16 protein-coding genes are annotated in these 18,703 nt (G+C 66.9%); 7 read left to right on the top strand and 9 right to left on the bottom strand.

Translation table 11 applies throughout. The annotated features are described in order from the left end of the window. Positions 1–88: 88 nt before the first annotated feature. Complete coding sequence (locus ACTJKQ_RS02465; RefSeq protein WP_440595892.1) at positions 89–2,188, bottom strand: molybdopterin-containing oxidoreductase family protein; 2,100 nt, start codon at positions 2,186–2,188, stop codon at positions 89–91. 137 nt (positions 2,189–2,325) lie between these two features. On the opposite strand from ACTJKQ_RS02465, the gene ACTJKQ_RS02460 reads away from it, so the two are divergent. Beyond that, on the top strand, positions 2,326–3,474 hold the full coding sequence (locus ACTJKQ_RS02460; protein ID WP_440595891.1) for an ABC transporter substrate-binding protein: 1,149 nt from the start codon (positions 2,326–2,328) through the stop codon (positions 3,472–3,474). Positions 3,475–3,522: 48 nt separating this feature from the next. Here ACTJKQ_RS02460 and argE read toward each other — a convergent pair whose 3' ends face one another. Then, positions 3,523–4,680, bottom strand: coding sequence for an acetylornithine deacetylase (argE, locus tag ACTJKQ_RS02455; protein ID WP_440595890.1), 1,158 nt, complete (start codon positions 4,678–4,680; stop codon positions 3,523–3,525). A 76-nt stretch (positions 4,681–4,756) separates the two neighbouring features. Here argE and ACTJKQ_RS02450 point away from each other — a divergent pair, with 76 nt between their 5' ends. The 4 genes from ACTJKQ_RS02450 to ACTJKQ_RS02435 all read left to right on the top strand — a co-directional run bounded on the left by ACTJKQ_RS02450 (position 4,757) and on the right by ACTJKQ_RS02435 (position 10,126). Further along, complete coding sequence (locus ACTJKQ_RS02450) at positions 4,757–5,968, top strand: M20 aminoacylase family protein (RefSeq protein ID WP_056059802.1); 1,212 nt, start codon at positions 4,757–4,759, stop codon at positions 5,966–5,968. 101 nt (positions 5,969–6,069) lie between these two features. Next, a complete protein-coding gene (locus ACTJKQ_RS02445; RefSeq protein WP_440595889.1) occupies positions 6,070–7,167 on the top strand; it encodes a M14 family metallopeptidase in 1,098 nt (365 codons plus the stop codon). Between the two features lie 157 nt (positions 7,168–7,324). Further along, a complete protein-coding gene (locus ACTJKQ_RS02440; RefSeq protein ID WP_440595888.1) occupies positions 7,325–8,299 on the top strand; it encodes a response regulator transcription factor in 975 nt (324 codons plus the stop codon). A 186-nt stretch (positions 8,300–8,485) separates the two neighbouring features. After that, the gene (locus ACTJKQ_RS02435; protein WP_440595887.1) at positions 8,486–10,126 is read left to right on the top strand and encodes a tannase/feruloyl esterase family alpha/beta hydrolase; all 1,641 of its coding nucleotides are present in this window, start codon (positions 8,486–8,488) and stop codon (positions 10,124–10,126) included. A 60-nt stretch (positions 10,127–10,186) separates the two neighbouring features. Here the strand turns inward: ACTJKQ_RS02435 and ACTJKQ_RS02430 are convergent, their stop codons facing one another. The 4 genes from ACTJKQ_RS02430 to ACTJKQ_RS02415 form a co-directional block, all read right to left on the bottom strand. Then, entirely contained in the window at positions 10,187–11,353 is a 1,167-nt protein-coding gene (locus tag ACTJKQ_RS02430; protein WP_440595886.1) for a mandelate racemase/muconate lactonizing enzyme family protein, read from the bottom strand. A 52-nt stretch (positions 11,354–11,405) separates the two neighbouring features. Continuing rightward, positions 11,406–12,104: an SDR family NAD(P)-dependent oxidoreductase gene (locus ACTJKQ_RS02425; RefSeq protein ID WP_440595885.1), complete on the bottom strand. Its 699-nt coding sequence runs from the start codon at positions 12,102–12,104 to the stop codon at positions 11,406–11,408. Next, positions 12,094–13,056, bottom strand: a complete 963-nt coding sequence (locus ACTJKQ_RS02420; protein WP_260666057.1) for a Bug family tripartite tricarboxylate transporter substrate binding protein — start codon at positions 13,054–13,056, stop codon at positions 12,094–12,096. The genes ACTJKQ_RS02425 and ACTJKQ_RS02420 overlap by 11 nt, the downstream gene beginning before the upstream one ends. A gap of 81 nt (positions 13,057–13,137) precedes the next feature. Next, on the bottom strand, positions 13,138–14,076 hold the full coding sequence (locus tag ACTJKQ_RS02415) for a dihydrodipicolinate synthase family protein (RefSeq protein WP_260666058.1): 939 nt from the start codon (positions 14,074–14,076) through the stop codon (positions 13,138–13,140). Between the two features lie 118 nt (positions 14,077–14,194). Between ACTJKQ_RS02415 and ACTJKQ_RS02410 the strand changes: the two genes are divergently transcribed. After that, entirely contained in the window at positions 14,195–15,142 is a 948-nt protein-coding gene (locus ACTJKQ_RS02410; protein ID WP_260666059.1) for a LysR family transcriptional regulator, read from the top strand. A gap of 33 nt (positions 15,143–15,175) precedes the next feature. Here ACTJKQ_RS02410 and ACTJKQ_RS02405 read toward each other — a convergent pair whose 3' ends face one another. After that, positions 15,176–15,643: a nuclear transport factor 2 family protein gene (locus ACTJKQ_RS02405; RefSeq protein WP_056059789.1), complete on the bottom strand. Its 468-nt coding sequence runs from the start codon at positions 15,641–15,643 to the stop codon at positions 15,176–15,178. 89 nt (positions 15,644–15,732) lie between these two features. Between ACTJKQ_RS02405 and ACTJKQ_RS02400 the strand changes: the two genes are divergently transcribed. Continuing rightward, the gene (locus ACTJKQ_RS02400) at positions 15,733–16,341 is read left to right on the top strand and encodes a TetR/AcrR family transcriptional regulator (protein WP_440595884.1); all 609 of its coding nucleotides are present in this window, start codon (positions 15,733–15,735) and stop codon (positions 16,339–16,341) included. 52 nt (positions 16,342–16,393) lie between these two features. Here ACTJKQ_RS02400 and ACTJKQ_RS02395 read toward each other — a convergent pair whose 3' ends face one another. Then, on the bottom strand, positions 16,394–16,996 hold the full coding sequence (locus tag ACTJKQ_RS02395) for a DUF922 domain-containing Zn-dependent protease (protein WP_440595883.1): 603 nt from the start codon (positions 16,994–16,996) through the stop codon (positions 16,394–16,396). Beyond that, positions 16,984–18,618: a wax ester/triacylglycerol synthase family O-acyltransferase gene (locus tag ACTJKQ_RS02390; protein WP_099731426.1), complete on the bottom strand. Its 1,635-nt coding sequence runs from the start codon at positions 18,616–18,618 to the stop codon at positions 16,984–16,986. The genes ACTJKQ_RS02395 and ACTJKQ_RS02390 overlap by 13 nt, the downstream gene beginning before the upstream one ends. Positions 18,619–18,703 lie beyond the last annotated feature (85 nt).

Raw genomic sequence — 18,703 nt, 5'->3', positions numbered from 1 at the left:
TTGGTGAAAATAGCAGCTAGCGCTTGTGCATCAAGCGCTGTTTGCTATTATTTTGGTAGCTATATCTACCGATTGCACGGTAGTGATGTCAGGTTGTGGCTTGCGCTGCAGCAGGCGTGTTGCACGCCTCCACCTGCACCAGGCAGTCATAAAACGTGGGCGCCCGGCCCAGGTCGGTCAGGGCCTGGCTGGTCACCTCGTTCACGTTGGTGCCGTTCAGCCCCAGCTTGCGCCACCAGATGCCCAGGCCATTGACCACACCCGGCCGCGCACGGCGCGATACCGTGGCGTGGCACAGGTAGCTGCCGCGGTCGTTGAAGACGCGCACCACCGCATCGTTGCCAACGCCGCGCGCTTCGGCGTCGTCGGGGTGCATTTCCAGCACCGGGCGGCCCTCGATGTTGCGCAGGCTCTGCACGTTCACGAAGGTGGAGTTCAAGAAGTTGCGCGCGGGCGGCGAGATCATGGCCAGCGGGTAGCGGGCGTCCGTGCCCTGCAGTTCGTAGTTGGGCAGGTGGTCGGGCAGGCCGTCCAGGCCCTGGGCGGCCAGGCGGGCGCTGTAGAACTCGCACTTTCCAGAGGGTGATGGGAAGTTGCCTTCGGCGAACGGCGCATCGGGCAGCGCCAGCGTGGCAAAGCCTTGGCTTTCAAGCAGTGCGTAGGCCACTGCGTCGCCAAACGCCTGGCGGCACAGGGCCTCGTCGCTCTCGTCAAAACAGGGCTCGGCAAAGCCCATGCGCGCCGCCAGGTCGCGGAAGATCTGCGCATTGCTGCGTGCCTGGCCCTGGGGCGCAATGGCGGGGCGGTTGAGCAGCACGTCGGTGTGGCCGTAGCTCAGGTGGATGTCCCAGTGCTCCAGCTGCGTGGTGGCGGGCAGGATGTAGTCGGCGTAGTCGGCCGTGTCGGTCTGGAAATGCTCCAGCACCACCGTGAACAGGTCTTCGCGCGCAAAGCCTTGCACCACCTTGCTGGAGTCAGGCGCCACGGCCACGGGATTGCTGTTGTAGACCACCATGGCCTCGACCTTCGGGCCGAAGGTGGGCGAGGCCTCGCGCAGCAGGTCGTCGCCAATGGTGGACATGTTGATGGTGCGCGGTGTCTGGGCGGGCATCAGGTCGGGCCGCTGCAGCACGGCGCGCTGCGCCGGGAACTGACCCGAGCTGGACAGCAGCACGCCGCCCGCGCGGTGGCGCCAGGCGCCCGTGAGCGCAGGCAGGCAGGCCACGGCGCGCACCGCATTGCCGCCGCCCCGCACGCGCTGCATGCCGTAGTTCAGGCGGATGGCGGCGGGCTTCGTCGTGCCGTAGTCCTGGGCTAGCTGGCGGATCTGCTCCACCGGAATGCCGCACACCTCGGCCGCGCGTTCGGGCGGCCACTGCAGTGCGCGCTCGCGCAGCGGGTCCCAGCCCAGCGTGTGGCGGGCGATGTAGTCGTGGTCCAGCCAGTCGTTCGCGATCAGCTCGTGCATCAGCGCCAGGGCCAGCGCGGCGTCGGTGCCGGGGCGCAGGGCAATGTGCTCGTGGCATTTGTCGGCCGTCTCGCTCTTGCGCGGGTCGATGCACACCAGCTTGGCGCCATTCCTCTTGGCCTGCTGGGCGTAGCGCCAGAAGTGCAGGTTGCTGCCGATGGAGTTGCTGCCCCAGATGATGATGAGCTGCGATTCGGCAAAGAACTCCACCTTCATGCCCACCTTGCCACCCAGGGTCTGCACCAAGGCCTCGGCCCCGGCCGATGCGCAGATGGTGCGGTCCAGTTGCGAGGCGCCCAGCTTGTGGAAGAAGCGGCGGTCCATGCTCTCGCCCTGCACCATGCCCATGGTGCCTGCGTAGCTGTAGGGCAGGATGGCTTCGGGTGCGCGCGCGGCGATGGTCTGCAGGCGCTGGGCGATGTCGCTCAGGGCTTCGTCCCAGGTCACGGGCACGAACTGGCCGGCCCCCTTGGCGCCCGTGCGCTTGAGCGGCGTGAGCACGCGCTCGGGGTGGTAGCTGCGCTCGGTGTACTTGCTCACCTTGGCGCACAGCGCGCCATCGGTGTGGCGGTGGTCGGGGTTGCCCTGCACGCGGGTGGCCACGCCGTGCTCGTCCACGGTGGTGAGCAGAGCGCAGGTGTCGGGGCAGTCGTGGGGGCAAGCGCCACGCACCTGAATCAGTGCCGATGGAGGGGAATTAGCGTCAGAAGGCGTGGGCATTCGGGGGCTGGATCGTTAAACTGGCTGTCAGGGTTGGAACGGGCGTGCATATGGGTCCCCCGTTTCCAAGGGGCTGCCTACCGGCAGTGCAGAGGGGCATGCCCCTTCTTTCTTCTTACAAGAGCAGAGATTTCACCATGAACCAGACAGTATTGGGGCGCAGGCAGTTTTCGGTGGGCGTGGGCGCCGTGGCGCTGGGCGGGTTCGGCCTGGCGCGTGCGCAGGGCGAGGGGCGCATCGTGCTGGGGCAGTCGGCCGCCTTCACCGGCCCGGCGGCGCAGCTGGGCGTGCAGTTCAACCAGGGTGCCAAGCTCTTTTTTGACCAGCTCAACGCCCAGGGCGGCGTGGGCAAGCGCATGGTGGAAATCCGCACCATGGACGACGGCTATGAGCCAGACCGGTGCGCCGAGAACACCCGCAAGCTGATTGCCGACGAGGTGTTTGCCCTGTTTGGCTACATCGGCACTCCCACCAGCCTGGCGGCGCTGCCACTGTTCACCAAGGAGAAGGTGCCGTTTTTTGGCCCCTTTACCGGTGCCGAGGCTCTGCGCCAGCCGTTCAACCGGCTGATCTTTCATGTGCGTGCTTCCTACTACGACGAAACCGCACTCATCGTGCGCCAGCTCACCAACCTGGGGCTCAAGAAGATTGCGGTGTTCTACCAGAACGACGCCTATGGCAAGGCGGGGCTCGATGGCGTGAACCGCGCGCTGGCCGAGCTGAAGCTGACACCCGTGGCGACGGCCACCGTGGAGCGCAACTCCACGGATGTGAAAGCGGCCGTGGACAAGCTGGTGCCCGCCACGCCCGATGCCGTGGTGCAGATCACGGCCTACGCGTCGGCTGCCGCGTTTGTGCGTGCGGCGCGCAAGGCGGGCTTTGGCGGCACGTTCTACAACGTGTCGTTTGTGGGCACCCAGGCGCTGGCCGACGAGCTGGGCAAGGACGGTGCGGGTGTGGTGGTGTCGCAGGTGGTGCCCTCGCCCTACCAGCCCTCGCGCCAGATCACCCGCGAGTTTCTGGAAGCCATCAAGAAGGGCGGCGACAAGGTGCAGCCCAACTACTCCAGCATGGAAGGCTATCTGGCTGCACGCGTGTTCGCCGAGGGCCTGCGCCAGGCCCAGGCCGGCGGAAAGATCACGCGCGAGAGCTTCATCACGGGCACCGAGTCCATCGGCAACCAGGTGATCTCGGGCTTTCCAGTGTCGTTCAGTGGCACCAGCCACGCAGCCTCGAAGTTTGTCGAGATGTCGATGCTGACCGGGGACGGCCGGGTCAGGACCTGATCCCGAACGGGGGGCGGGCGCGCGCCGGCCCCCGCCGCTCCAAAGCGATCAGCCCAGCGTGCGCGTGCGCGCCAGCCCCTGCATGAACGCCTCGCAGCGTCCCAGCTGCTCCAGGCTCACGTACTCGTCGGGCTGGTGGGCCTGCTGGATGCTGCCGGGGCCACACACCACGGTGGAGATGCCCGCGTTCTTGAACAGCCCCGCTTCGGTGCCAAAGGCCACCAGGGTGGTGCCTTTTTCGCCCGACAGCTCTTGTGCCAGGCGCGTCACCGGGTCGTCCTTGCTGCCCAGGAAGCTCGGGATTTCGCAGATGGTCTCGAACTCGAAACCCGCTGCAGGCGCCACCTTCTTCATGGCGGGCTCCAGCGATTTGGCGTAGGCCACCACCTCGGACTGCATCTGCGCGGCGTTGGCCGTGGGCAGGTCGCGGAACTCGTAGCGGAACTCGGCGTCGCGCGGCACCACGTTGTCGGCAATGCCGCCGTGGAACTGGCCCACGCTGCTGGTCGAGAACGGCACGTCAAAGCCCTCAAAGCGGGGCTCGTTCTTTTCAAAGTCTTCCGCCATGTCGCGCACCCGGCCCACCACGCGGGCGGCCATCTCGATGGCGTTGACCGAATGCGGCGTGAGGGACGAATGCGCCTCCTTGCCACGCACGCAGCACTTGTAGCGGTACACACCCTTGTGCGCGATGGCGGGGATCATGCTGGTGGGCTCGCCCACGATGCAGGCCAGGGGCTTGATGTTCGCGTCGCGCAGGTCGGCGATGAGTTCCTTCACGCCAAAGCAGCCGATCTCCTCTTCGTAGCTGAATGCCAGATGGACCGCAAAAGGCGCGTCGCTGTTCAGGAACTGTTCTGCGTGCGACACGGCAATGCCAATGAAGGCCTTCATGTCGGCACTGCCGCGCCCGTACAGGTTGCCGTCCTTGACCAGGGCACTCAGCGGGTCCATGGTCCAGTCCTGTCCATCCCACGGCACCGTGTCGGTATGGCCCGAAAGGATCACGCCCGCCGGCTTGCCCTCGCCCAGGGTGGCGAACAGGTTGGCCTTGGTCTTGTCGTCGTTGAAGGTCAGGCGGCTTTTCACGCCCAGCTTGGCCAGGTGGTCGCGGATGAAATGGATCAGCTCCAGATTGGAGTTATGGCTGACGGTGTTCATGCGCACCAGGGTTTGCGCAAGTTCGAGGGCGTGGGCAGGAATCATGGGTGGCTAGCGAATAACCCGGGTTGGCACGTGTGTTGCTGTCGGGCTAGACTGTGAGATCGTAAGGACACATATCATGAACGTTATTGACTCCATCGTCACCCAGGCGGCCAGTATTGCAGCGGTGCGCCGGGACATTCACGCCCACCCCGAGCTGTGCTTCGAAGAGGTGCGCACCGCCGACGTGGTGGCGCAAAAGCTCACCGAGTGGGGCATTCCCATCCACCGGGGTATGGGCAAGACGGGCGTGGTGGGCATCGTCAAGGGGCGCGACGGTGGCGCCAGTGGCCGCGCGATTGGCCTGCGCGCCGACATGGACGCACTGCCCATGCAGGAGTTCAACACCTTCGCCCACGCCAGCAAACACCAGGGCAAGATGCACGCCTGCGGCCACGACGGCCATGTGGCCATGCTGCTGGCGGCGGCCCAGCACTTTGCCAAGCACCGCAACTTTGACGGCACCGTGTACCTGATCTTCCAGCCCGCCGAAGAGGGCGGCGGCGGGGCCCGCGTGATGATCGAGGACGGCCTGTTCGAGCAGTTCCCCATGGAAGCCGTGTACGGCATGCACAACTGGCCGGGCATGCCGGTGGGCACCTTTGCCGTGAGCCCCGGCCCGGTGATGGCATCGACCAGCGAGTTCAAGATCACCCTGCGTGGCAAGGGCGGCCATGCGGCGCTGCCGCACACCGGCATCGACCCGGTGCCGATTGCCTGCGGCATGGTGCAGTCCTTCCAGACCATCATCAGCCGCAACAAGAAGCCCGTGGACGCCGGCGTGATCTCGGTCACCATGATCCATGCGGGCGAGGCCACCAACGTGATTCCCGACAGCGTCGAGCTGCAGGGCACGGTGCGCACCTTCACCACCGAAGTGACGGACCTCATTGAAAAGCGCATGCGCCAGATCGCCGAGAACCACTGCGCTGCGCACGATGCCACCTGCGAGTTCGAGTTCGTGCGCAACTACCCGCCCACCGTCAACTCGCCCGCCGAGGCCGAATTTGCCCGCAAGGTCATGACCGGCATCGTGGGGGAAGAGCGTGTGGTGGTTCAGGAGCCTACCATGGGCGCTGAAGACTTTGCCTACATGCTGCAGGCCAAGCCCGGTGCGTACTGCTTCATTGCCAACGGCGACGGCGCCCACCGCGAGATGGGCCACGGCGGCGGACCCTGCATGCTGCACAACCCCAGCTACGACTTCAACGACGACCTGATCCCGCTGGGCGCGACCTACTGGGTCAAGCTGGCCGAGGAATGGCTGGCCCAGCCCGCCAAAGTGGCCTGAAGCAGCTTGGCGCGCCGTTGATCCTCCTCCACCCGGGCGTGCGCAGCGCGCGTGCCCGGGTTTTCTTTTTGTCTTCCCACTGACTCCTGAAAGCCCTGCCCATGACCGGAATCGTTGAAGCCTTCTCGCCCAGCTACGCCCAGGCGCGCACAAAGTTTCTGGAGGCCGCCGCAGCTGCCGGCCTGTCCATCGAATCGCACGCCCACCCGCTCAAGGGCCGCGATGGCGAAGACCTGGCCATGGACGTGGTGCGCGACGGCCCGGCCGATGCCAAAAAGCTGCTCATCGTGAGCAGCGCCTGCCATGGCGTCGAGGGCTACTGCGGCAGCGGCGTGCAGGTGTTTGCGCTGCACGATGCCGAGTGGCGCGCCAAGGCGCGCGATGCCGGTGTGGCCACGCTCTACATCCACGCGCTCAACCCGTATGGCTTCTCGCACGTGCGCCGCTTCACACACGAGAACGTGGACCTGAACCGCAACTTCCAGGACTTCAGCAAGCCCCTGCCTGTGAACACGGCCTACCGCGAGGTGCAGCCCCTGCTGCTGCCCGAGCAGTGGCCACCCGGCCCTGAGAACCAGGCAGCGGTGGCGGAGTACATCGCCACCAAGGGCGAGGCCGCGTGGCAGGCCGCCATCTCGCAAGGCCAGCACGAGTTTCCGCAGGGCGTGTTCTTTGGCGGCACCGAGCCCACCTGGAGCAACCGCACGCTGCGCCAGGTGCTGCGCCAGCACGGTGCGGCCGCGTCGAAGATCGCCTGGATCGACCTGCACACGGGCCTGGGCCCCAGCGGCCATGGCGAGCGCATCTACGCGGGCAATGACAACGCCGTGGCCGTGGCCCGGGCGCGCGCCTGGTGGGACGGCGGCGGCGCCACGCCGGTCACGTCGATCTACGACGGCTCGTCCACCTCGGCCTTCCTCACCGGCCTGATGTGGACCTCGATCTACGACGAGTGCCCCCATGCCGAATACACCGGCATTGCCATGGAGTACGGCACCGTGCCCGTGCTCGACGTGATGAACGCCATCCGTGCCGAGCAATGGCTCCAACTGCACCCCGAAACTCCGGCTGACGAGGCTGCCCAGATCAAGGCGCAAATGCTGGCGGCCTTCTACACCGACACGGACGTGTGGAAGGGCCAGATCATCAGCCAGGCACGGCAGTCGATGTTCCAGGCGGTGAACGGGTTGACGGCCTGATTTTGTGTTCCATAGGCCTCAGGCGCTAGTGCTATATGCCTGAGATGCTATCAATATAGTAGTGTGTGCGCAGGGGTTTGGCGGGTAGTACGGGTTCAGGAGCGTTGGGGTTGCCACCGTGGGGCGGCTACCATCGCCCCAAAAACCAGGAGACACCATGGCCTCTGACCCTCTGCGCGCGCTGAGCCGCAGCCTGCTCCGGCTGTCGGAGCAAGCCCAGCAGGTGGCCCCGCAGGACTTGCTGCACCAGGCCATGCAGACCTTGCAGGGGCTGGTGCCTTTTGATTCCGCCTGGTGGGGCGAGGTCTCGGCGGGCGATGTGCAGGTGGCACCCCGCAACTGGCTGCACGGCAGCATTGGCCTGAGCCGCAGCTTTGCCGAGGAGTGGAATGCGCTGGCGGCGGTGGACCTGTTTGGGCTTCAGTCCATGCAGCAGCTGGGGGTGGTGATCCGTGAGCGTGACGTGGTGGGCCCGTTACCCGAGCACCCGGAGGTGGCCGCCTTCAGCCAGCGCCACGGCCTGTACCACTGCATGGCCCTCACGGCCGAGCTGCCCCACAGCGGGCTCATGTTTTTTGTCTCCATCTACCGCCCGCCAACGCGGCCGGAATTCTCGGACGGAGAGACCGTGCTGTTCGGCGAATTCGTCCTGCACCTGCTGCAGCAATGGCACCACCGTCTGCAGCGCCTGCAAAGCGACACGCCCGGCCGCCCCTGGGACAGCTTTGCCCTGGCCCGGCCGTCGGGCGAACTGCTGTTTGCCGGGCTGCGCATCAGCCGGGCGTTGGGCGAAGCCAGCCCCGGCTGGCACGGCACCCACCTGCCGCCGGTGGTGGCGCAGGCGCTGGCGGGCGCGCCCTGCACCCTGTCGGTGGGCAAGGCCTGCCGCCTGCGCTTGGAGCCCTGCGGGCCACTGGTGGCCGTGAGCCTGGCGTCGCGCCAGCACAAGCAAGCCCTGGCACCGCGCGAGCTGAGCGCCGCCATGCTGTACGCCCAGGGCCGCTCGCACAAGGACATTGCGGCCACGCTGGGCCTCACGCCCGCCACGGTGCGCACCTACCTGCGCACGGCCTATGCCGCGCTGAGCGTGAGCAACAAGCTGGAGCTGGTGGCCGCGCTGCGCCACCAGTAGCGAGCGGCTGCGGGGGGGGCCGCGCGGGTTTGCAGGGCTCGGTAGTTTCCCGCTCCCTCTGCATTTGCAGAGGCTGCAACCGCGCCGCCTTTTCCTATCGTCCGCACCGGAGTCCAGACACCGGTGCGGGCCAGACCGCCGCCCGGCCTGGGCTCCTGAAGAACCGCCATAACAGGAGACCCTTGCATGTTCCCGAACCCCCACCCCTCCGCCGTGGCGCCCCGGCGCCACCCTCACTCCCTGGCACGCGCAGGGCGATGGACCGCTGTCTGCACCCTGGGTGCTGTGGCAGCCCTGGCCCTGACCGCCTGCGGCGGCGGCAGCGACGCCAACCCCCCGCTGGCCAGCAAGCCCCTGGCTGAGGCCTGCGCCGCCTACGCATCCACCGCCTTGCCCCATGGCGCCAAGGTCACTCGTACCGAGCTGCGCAAGGCCGAGGGCACGTTGCCCGACGTGTGCATCGTGCGCGGGCAGATCGTCTCGTCGCCCGAGTCCACCATCAACTGGGCGGTGGAGCTGCCCACGCTGACCCAATGGAACGGCAAGACGCTGACCATTGGTGGTGGCGGCTTTGACGGCTTCATCCCCACCGACGACCCGTGGTACCAGCAGCTGGTGGGCCCGTCGGCCAACCCGTACGTGAAGATCAGCTCCGACTCCGGCCACCAGATCCGCGGCTTTGCCTGGGGCAAGAGCGACGTGGCGCTGCGCAACCACGCGTTCGACGCCAACCATTTCGTGCTGGAGGTGGGCACCACGATCGCCACCGAGTTCTATGGCAAGCGCCCCGTGCGGCGCTACCACATGGGCCATTCCAACGGCGGTCGGTCGGGGCTCATCTCCACGCAGAAGTACCCCAAGGACTACGACGGCGTGGTGGCCATGGAGCCCGCCATCAGCCAGCAGGCGCACCAGGTCAACCTGGGGCCCACGGTGCTGCGCCACATCTTCAAGAGCCGCGACAACTGGATGAGCCCCGCCAAGATCGCGCTGTATGCCAAGGCCGAGGTGGCGGCGTGTGATGGCCTCGATGGCCTGAAGGACGGCATCATCGGCAACATCGAGGCGTGCAACTACGTGCCCACTGAGCTGCTGTGCCAGGGTGCGGACAACGACAGCTGCCTCACGGCCGGCCAGATCGAATCCATCCGCCTCATCTACAGCGACCACAAGACACCCGTGACCCTGTCGCGCGGTGCCGTGGGCTACCCGCGCTATGGCCGGGGCGGGGCGTCCACGTCGGACTGGCAGTCGTACATGTTCGGAACCAGCTTTGACGCGCCCGATTCGTTCAACCACATGGCCGTGACGGAGGCCGCGCGCCTGGTGGAGGGCAACCCCAACGCCAACATCCTGAGCCACGACCCCACGCAGTACCAGGCGCAGTACGCGCGGCTGGCCGAGATGATCGATGGCACGGACCCCGACATCTCCGCCTTTGCCGACAACGGCGGCAAGCTGCTGATCTGGTACGGCCTGGGTGACACCTGCGTGTCGCTGTACCGCACGGCAGACTATTTCGACACGGTCAAGCAGCGCCTGGGCGCCAGCAAGGTGCAGGGCTTTGCGCGCATGGTCACCTCGCCCTCCAACGGGCATGACCTGGACGGCGCGGGCACCGAGCCGCGCTCCATCGACCTGCTCGCCGCCATGGACGCCTGGGTGGAAAAGGGCGCGGCGCCTGACAAGCTGGTCGCCACGAAGTTCGCCCCCGGCACCAGCACCCCCGTGGCCCAGCGCCCGGTGTGCGAGTACCCCAAGTTCCCGCGCTACAACGGCACGGGCGATCCGGCCAAGGCCGAGAGCTTTACCTGTTCTGCGACCTGAACGCGGTGCTGGATGCAAAAAGGCACGCCCCTGGGCGTGCCTTTTTTGTGTGTCCAGTCGTCAGGACGCCAGCGCGCGCATCTCTGCGATCAGGTCCGACTTGCCTTCGAAGCCGATGCCCGGCAGCGGCGGCAGCGTCACGTAGCCGTTCTCGACCTTCACGCCATCGGGGAAGCCACCGTAGGGCTGGAACAGATCGGGGTAGCTCTCGTTGCCGCCCAGGCCCAGGCCTGCCGCGATCGCCAGCGACATCTGGTGGCCCCCGTGTGGAATGCAGCGGCTGGGAGACCAGCCGTATTCCTTGAGCATGTCGAGCGTGCGCAGGTACTCCACCAGACCGTAGCTCAGCGCGCAGTCAAACTGCAGCCAGTCGCGGTCTTTGTGCATGCCGCCATGGCGGATCAGGTTGCGCGCGTCCTGCATCGAGAACAGGTTCTCGCCCGTGGCCATGGGGCCCTTGTAAACCTCGCCCAGCTTCGCCTGCAGCTCGTAGTCCAGCGGGTCGCCCGCTTCTTCGTACCAGAACAGCGGGTATTGCGACAGGGCCTTGCCGTACTCGATGGCGGTCTTCAGGTCGAAGCGGCCGTTGGCGTCCACTGCCAGTTGCTGGCCCGGGCCCAGGATCTTGAGCACCGACTCGATGCGCTCGCAGTCTTCGGCCAGCGTGGCGCCGCCGATCTTCATCTTGACCACCGAATAGCCGCGCGCCAGGTAGCTTTCCATTTCCTTCTTGAGGCCGTCCAGGCCCTTGCCGGGGTAGTAGTAGCCGCCAGCGGCGTAGACGAACACGCGCGGGTTGGGCGTGCCGTTGCCATAGCGCTCGGCCAGCAGCTGGAACAGCGGCTTGCCCGCAATCTTGGCCGTGGCATCCCACACGGCCATGTCGATGGTGCCCACCGCCACCGAGCGCTCGCCGTGGCCGCCGGGTTTTTCGTTGATCATCATGCGGGCCCATACCTTGTGCGGGTCCAGGTTCTCGCCCGTCTCGTCCAGCAGGCTGGCCGGCTCAGCCTCCAGCACGCGGGGGATGAATCGGTCGCGCATCAGCGCGCCCTGGCCGTAACGACCGTTGGAGTTGAAGCCGTAGCCGATCACCGGCTTGCCATCGCGGATCACGTCGGTGACCACGGCCACGAGGCTCAGCGTCATCTTCGAGAAGTCGATGTAGGCGTTGCGGATGTCCGACTTGATGGGACGGGTCGATTCGAGGATGTTGACGATCTTCATGGTGGTCGCGTTCGTTGGCAAAGAGGGAAAGGTGCGGGATCAAAAGGAAAGATCAGCGGGCGAGCGAAGAGCCCCCGCAGATCGCGATGTCCTGCCCCGTGATGGCGGCGGCAGATTCAGACAGAAGAAAGCCCACCAGTGCGGCAATCTCGGCAGGCTCGATCAGGCGGCCGATGGGCGGCAGGCGCGGTGCACTGCCCTGGCGGGCGGGGTCGTTCAGCATGCCGGTGGCGGTGGCTGCGGGCGAGACGACATTCACCGTCACGCCCTGCGCGGCCACCTCTGCCGCCCAGCTGCGTGCCTGTGCAATCAGCGCGGCCTTGGTCGCGGCGTACTGCCCGCGCCCGGCCATGCCCTGCGCCACGCGGCTGCCAATGAACACCACGCGCCCCTGACCGCGCTGGGCCATGCCGGGCACGATGGCATCGGCCAGCCGGGTGGCGGCATCCACATGCAGGCGCCACATCAGCTCGCCGCCCGCATGGTCGAGTTGGCCCAGCGGCCCCACGCGCAGCACGCCGGCCGCATGGACCAGCGCGTCTACGCCGGGCAGTGCAGCGGCCACGCGGGCGATGTCGGCACCATCGGCCAGGTTGACCGGTGTATGGGTGAACGAGGGGTGAACGACCGTCGCCTGGGCCACATCCAGGCCCGTCACGCGCCAGCCGCCGGCCAGCAGCGACTCGGCGATGCTGCGGCCTATGCCGCTGCTGCTGCCAGTGACGATGGCGTGGCGGGCATTACTCGACACGGATGTTCCCTTCGGTGACGATCTTCTGCGAGCGCTCCATGTCGCTGCGCTGGAACTTCGCAAAATCCTCCACGCTGCCCGGTGTGGTCAGCAGCCCTTGCTCCTTGAGCTTGGGCGTCATCTCGGCCAGGGCCTTGTTCACCTCGGTGTTCAGCCGCTGGGTGATGTCCGCCGGCAGCTTGGCCGGTCCCCACAGGCCATACCAGCTGTAGAACTCGTAGCCCGGAATCGTCTCGCCCACCGTGGGCACGTCGGGCAAGCTCGCTGCGCGCTGGGCCGAGGTCACGGCCACCACGCGCAGCATGCCGCTCTTGTGGTACTGCAGAGACCCCAGGATGGGGTCGATGAACCCGTCGATCTGCCCGCCGATCAGGTCCTGGAACGCAGGCGCCGTGCCCTTGTAGGGCACGATCAGGTAGTCGAGGTTGCCTGCGCGCTTGAGCAGTTCGGTCGAGAGGTGCCCGGCCGACCCGATGGAGCCCACGGCGAAGGTCATCTTGCCGGGGTTGGCTTTGGCGTAGGCCATCAGCGACTTGATGTCGGTGACCGGCAGGTTCTTGTTGATGGCCACCGACAACGGGGCCTTGGCCACCAGTGCCACGGGCGTGAAGTCCTTGACCACGCCGTAGGGAACGGACTTCATGGTCATGGGCGCCGTGGTGAAGGTGGATGCGTTGAACAGCAGCGTGTAGCCGTCGGCCGGGGCCTTGGCCACCACGTCGCCGCCAATCACGCCATTGCCGCCCGCCTTGTTCTCGACGATGAAGTTCTGGCCCATCTGGTCGCTCAGCTTTTGCGCGAGCATGCGGCCCACGGTGTCGAGCGTGCCGCCTGGCGGAAAGGGGATGACCATCCGGATGGGCTTGGTGGGGTAAGCCTGCGCAAAGCTGCTGGCCGCCATCGCGAGCGTGGCTACACCCAGGGCGGCGCGGATGAAAAGGTGGCGTTGCATGGTGTCTTGTCTCCTTGTCGGTTTTCTTGTGTGCAATGAGGCGCGGGGGACTCAAAATCCCCCGAGCCTCGCAGGGACCGCTCAGCGCTTTAGCAGGTCGGCCTGCTTCACTGCAGCGCGCAGCGCTTCGACTTCCTTGGCGTTGGGCGCCTCGGTCGGTGGGCGCACGGTGGCGTCGTCGATCACGCCTGCCAGGTACATGCCACCCTTCATGCGGGCGTGGGCCTCGCCAGTGGGCTCGCCGCCGCCATACACCGCGTCTTTCAGGGGCGTGATGACAGCCTGCACCGCCATGGCTTTCTTCAAGTCGCCGGCCTTCACCGCATTCCACAGATCGATGATGAGCTGGGGGATGAAGGTCGCAAAACCCACCAGCGCGCCGTCCACGCCCTGCACCATCGAGGCCAGCAGGTACTCGTCGTGGCAGGTCAGGATGGCCTTGGACGCGTCGGCCTCGCGGATCGCCTGGATGTCGCGGGCGTACTTGTTCATGTCGCGCTGGCCCACCTTGAAGGCCTGCAGGTAGGGCAACCGGGCCAGGTCGGCCAGCAGCTGCGACGAGTACGAGGCACGCGTCCAGGCCGGGTAGACGTGGCAGACCAGATCGGCGTTGGGCGCCGCCTTGTGGATGGCCTCGAAGTACTGCAGTGCATGGCCGGGCGTGAAGCCAAAGCGCAGCCAGTGGTGCGGGGGCATCACGTCCAGCGCCACGGCACCAGCCTCGACGGCAGCTCGGGCATGGTCGGCCGCGTCGGCCAGGCCTTCGCAGACGATGGACGAAATGACAGGCATGCGCCCCTTGAGTTCGTCGGCCACGATGCGGGTGACCTCGGCGCGTTCAGCCGGTGTGAGGGAGAACACCTCGCCGGTGTGGCCGTTGGTCATGACGGCCACCACGCCCTCGTGGCCCGCCAGCCAGGCGGCGAGCTTGCGCAGCGCGGGCTCGTCGATGCGGTGGTCGGGGGTGAAGGGGCACGAGATGGCGGGGATGATCCCGCGATAATTCGAGATGGCAGGCATGCTTTCTTGTCTCCGTTGGAAAAGCTGGTGAACAACGGGGTGGATCATTCCGCGCCATGCTGCAGCGGTCCAATACTCGAATCGCATACAACTATCTACCGATCCATCGCGGAGACACATGGGACCCGGCAACCGACCCCTGGACCTGGAATGGCTGGAGGATTTCCTCGCCCTGGCCGAGACGGGCAATTTCTCGCGCGCGGCGGAGGCCCGCGCCATTGCCCAGCCCGCCTTCAGCCGCCATATCCGCGCGCTGGAGGACTGGGTGGGCGTGGAGCTGTTCGACCGCAGTGCCCATCCCGCGGCGCTCACGGCGGCAGGCCAGCGCTTTCTGCCGCTGCTCGAAACCATCCTGGCCAATCTGGAGGCTGCCCGCATCAAGGCCCGTGCTGCACACGACCTGGCGGCTGCCAGCCTGCGCTTTGCGGCCACGCACGTGCTCTCGCTCACGTTCTTTCCGCGCTGGCTGGTGGGCATGGAGGCGCGCCTGCGGCTGGGGCCCATCCAGACCATGTCCGACAGCTCGCAGGCCTGCGAAGACCTGATGCTCCAGCGGCGTGTGCAGTTTGTGCTGTGCCATGGCCATGCCGAGGTGCCGGGGCGCCTGGACGAGGCGCAGTACCCCATGTGCCGCCTGGCGGACGACCGGCTGCTGCCAGTCAGTGCGCCACAGCCCGGCGGCGCAGCAGGCCAGCCGATGCATGCGCTGGGCCAGCAGGCCCCGGTGCCCGTGCTGGCCTACAGCGAGGCGTCGGGCCTGGGCCGCATCATGCGGGCCCGCATGCGCGGGGTGTTCGCTGACGGTGCTGACGGCCCGGTGGCGGTGGTGTTCACCGCGCACCACGCGGTGTTGCTCAAGACCCTGGCCCAGGAAGGGCGGGGCGTGGCCTGGCTGCCCGAAAGCCTGATTGCCGACGAGTTGCGCGCCGGCACGCTGGTGGCCGCCGGGGGCGCCGACTGGAACGTGCCGGTGCAGATCCGCCTGTACCGCCAGCGCGCCGAGATGTCGCCAGTGGCCGAGTCCTTGTGGGAACTGGCGGTGGCGCAGGTGGCGCCGCAGGCCTGAGCGCTTGCCGTCCCCTTGGCTGGCAGCCGATTCTTAAAGGCCCAGGTCGCTCAGCCCCGGATGGTCGTCCGGCCGGCGCCCCAGCGGCCAGAAGAACAGCCGGTCTGCGGCCTGGATGGGGCGGTCGTTGATGCTGGCGTGGCGCACGGCCATCAGGCCTGCGTCGTTGAACTCCCAGTTCTCGTTGCCATAGCTGCGGTACCACTGGCCGGCGTCGTCATGCCATTCGTAGGCAAACCGCACGGCGATGCGGTGGCCGCTGAACGCCCACAGCTCCTTGATGAGGCGGTAGTCCAGTTCGCGTGCCCACTTGCGCTCCAGCAGCTGCCGGGCGGCCTCGCGGCCCACGGGGAACTCGGCGCGGTTGCGCCAGCGCGTGTCCTCGGTGTAGGCCAGGGCCACGCGGGCAGGGTCGCGCGAGTTCCAGCCGTCTTCGGCCAGGCGCACTTTCTGGACGGCGGTGTGTTGGGTAAAGGGGGGCAAAGGCGGGCGTGTTTCCATGGGAACCTCGACGGTGAAGGGTTGATGTAGACAGGTCTGTCTACGTGCCATCATAAAGCCATGTAGACAGACTTGTCTACAATGAGCGAATGACCTTTGATCCGCTCCCCCCTGGCTGGCAAGACCTGCCCGCCCGAGACCGCCTGCTGCACACGGCGCACGCGCTGTTCTACCGGGATGGCATCCGCGCCACGGGCATCGACCGGGTGATTGCGGAGTCTGGCGTGACCAAGGTGACCTTCTACCGGCATTTCCCGAGCAAGAACGCGCTCATCTGTGCGTATCTGGAGTACCGGCATGCGGGCTGGATGGGCTGGTTCGCCGACGCGCTGCAGCGCCATGCGCACGCGCTGCCCACAGGGGCGGATCGCACGCCAGCATTGGCGCCCGCCCTGGCGGAATGGTTGGGCAGCAAGCACTTTCGGGGCTGTGCCTTCATCAACAGCGTGAGCGAGCTGGGAGACACCGTGCCGGAGGTGCTGGAGATTGCGCAGCGCCACAAGCGCGACATGACGGCGTTGCTGGCTGCCTTGTTGCCAGCGCCTTCCCACCGTGCGCAGGACGCGCAGGCGCTCACCCTGGTGGTGGAGGGCGCCATCGTGCGTGCGCAGATGGGCGAACCCGTGGCCGCTGTGGTGGCCGCAGTGTCCCGCCTGACGGATGCGTTGGTGGCGGCGCCTCCTCAGCGCAAGGGGTGAGCCTGTCGGTCGATAGAAAAGATGGGAACGCTCCTGGTGGTCGACCGGGCGGTCAGTCCAGTCGCGCGCCTTGTGTGGCACCGTGGCGGGTGCGCTGGTCGTACTGCTTCTCGCGCGCCACGTGGTCCTGCAGCAGCCGGTGGCCCAAGGCGTTGGCTTCGCGCTCCAGCGTGGCGCAGTCGGACGCTGCGGGCATCTGGCGGATGGCCTGGTCAATGGCCTGCGCTGCGTCGCGCCCGATCTGCACATGGCCTTGCTCGTGGTGGGACAGCGCCTGCAAATAGCGGTCAAAAACCGCCTGCTGCGACGGGCTGGCGGCCTGCAGGTCGGGCAGCTGCACTTCGGTGCGCAGCCGGGTGTTGACTTCGGTGATCGCACAGCGGCCCGAGGCTTCGCGCCACCAGCGGAAGGTCCAGCGCACGTTCCAGCGGGTGTAGCCATGAAAGCGCTGTCCACCCACCGAAATGGGGGTTGCAGCATGCAGGGCCTCGCGCAGTGTCTCTCCGGGCTGGGCGCGCACCACGTAGGGCCGCTGGGTGCTTTCTTCCTCCACGGCCGCGTGTGCCCCGCCCGCAGACAGCAGCAAGGCCACCACCCACCCCAGACGCACGCTGGGTGGTGGCTCTGGCAACGCAGATGCGTTCAGTCGCCCCACGGCAGCATCAGCGTGAGCAGCGACAGCTGGTCGAACTCGGGCGCAAAGGCATCAATGATCTGCTGCGGCTCGGGGCACAGGGTGGTGTCGGTGATCACGCCAAACTGCACGCCGCCGCCGTAGCTGAGGATGGAGACCCCCAGGCCGATGTCACCCGACTGCGGTACCCAGAACATGCACTGCGTGACGCGTGCGCCGCACAGCGTGAGCTGCTCCTTGGGGCCGGGCACGTTGGTCATCACCGCCGTGGTCTTGCGGCCAAACAGGTTGAGCAGTGCGTCCTGCGCGGGCTTGATCATCAGGCCTGCCACGGCGAGCATGGCAAACGCCAGGATGGGCTGGGTGCTGCCCTTGAGCGCGTTCATGCGCTTGCGCACTTCGTACACGCGCTCGACTGGGTTGGCCACGCCAATCGGCAGCACCAGCGGCACCAGGCCAAAGCGGTTGCCCAGCTTCCAGGCCTCTTCCATGGGGCGCAGATTCACCGGGATCATCGCGCGGATCTCCTGGCCCGTGGGGTCGTCGCCCTGGCTGCGCAGGTAGCCGCCGATGGCGCCCGCCACACACGACAGCAGCACATCGTTGATGGAGCAGTTGAGCGCCTTGCCGATGGCCTTGACCTCTTCGAGCGGAATCGGCGGGCACCAGGCCACGCGCTTGGCGCTGCCGGGCTGGCCCTTCAGGCGCGTGGGGGAGTCGTCAGGCATCAGCGCCAATGCCGCCGCATCGCTGACGAGCTGGTAGGCCACGCGGGCCATGTCCATGGTGCCGGTCAGCCCGTGGTGCATGGCCTTTTCCGGGTCTCCCAGCATCTGCAACGACTTGGCGGCGCTGTCGCCCGCCAGGTCCAGTGCCTTGACGGTGAGGCCGGTGAAGGGCTTGATGAGTGCGTCGGCGATCCAGTCCTCGGCGGTGGCGGCTTCCTTGTCTGCCCGCGCCTTGCGCTTGGGGGGCTCCGAGCCGCCGTCCACCAGCGACATGGTCACCGAGATGAGTGCAATGCCGTCGGCAATGCAGTGGTGGATGCGCACGATGAGCGCGCTGCCTTTCGCGCCGTCATCACCCACAAAGTCTTCGATCAGGTGCATTTGCCACAACGGGCGGCGTGTATCGAGCGGCTGCATGGCGAGTTCGCCCACGCGGTCCTGCAGTGCGCGCTGCATGCTGTGGCCTGTGCGGTGGGGCAGCTTTTCGCGCAGCACATGCGCAGCGATGTCGAAATTGCGGTCCTCCACCCAGGTGGCGCCTGCGGCATCTTCCACCACCCGCTGGCGAAAGCGCGGGTACTGCAGCAGGCGCTGCTGTACGCGTTCGCACAAGGCCTCCCAGGTGATGCCGGGTGACAGGGTCCACACGCCGTTGATCATCATCAGGTTGCTGTGCGAATCCATGCGCAGCCAGGCGGTATCGACCTTGCTCATGCGTTCGCCCGACAGGCCCAGCATGCCAGTGGCCGCGCGGCGCACGTTCTTCTGCACCACGGTGGCGGCCTTGCGGGCTGCGGGGGGCAGGGCCTGGGCGGCCTTGCGTGCCACCTCAGGCGCCTGGTCGCGCATGGTGCGCAGGGGGCTCGTGCTGCGGCCGGGGGCGGCTTTGCGGGGGGCTGGAATGCGGGTCACCATCAGATGTACACCTATTGTTTGATTTTTGGGGGCTTGCCTCTATGGATTGAGCGGCCCCGGGCCGTGCTCAGCCCGTAAGATACAA

The sequence above is a fragment of the Acidovorax sp. 22279 genome (genome assembly GCF_052045435.1).
Classification (GTDB): domain Bacteria; phylum Pseudomonadota; class Gammaproteobacteria; order Burkholderiales; family Burkholderiaceae_C; genus Acidovorax; species Acidovorax delafieldii.
This window is presented reverse-complemented; position numbering and strand designations above follow the sequence as displayed.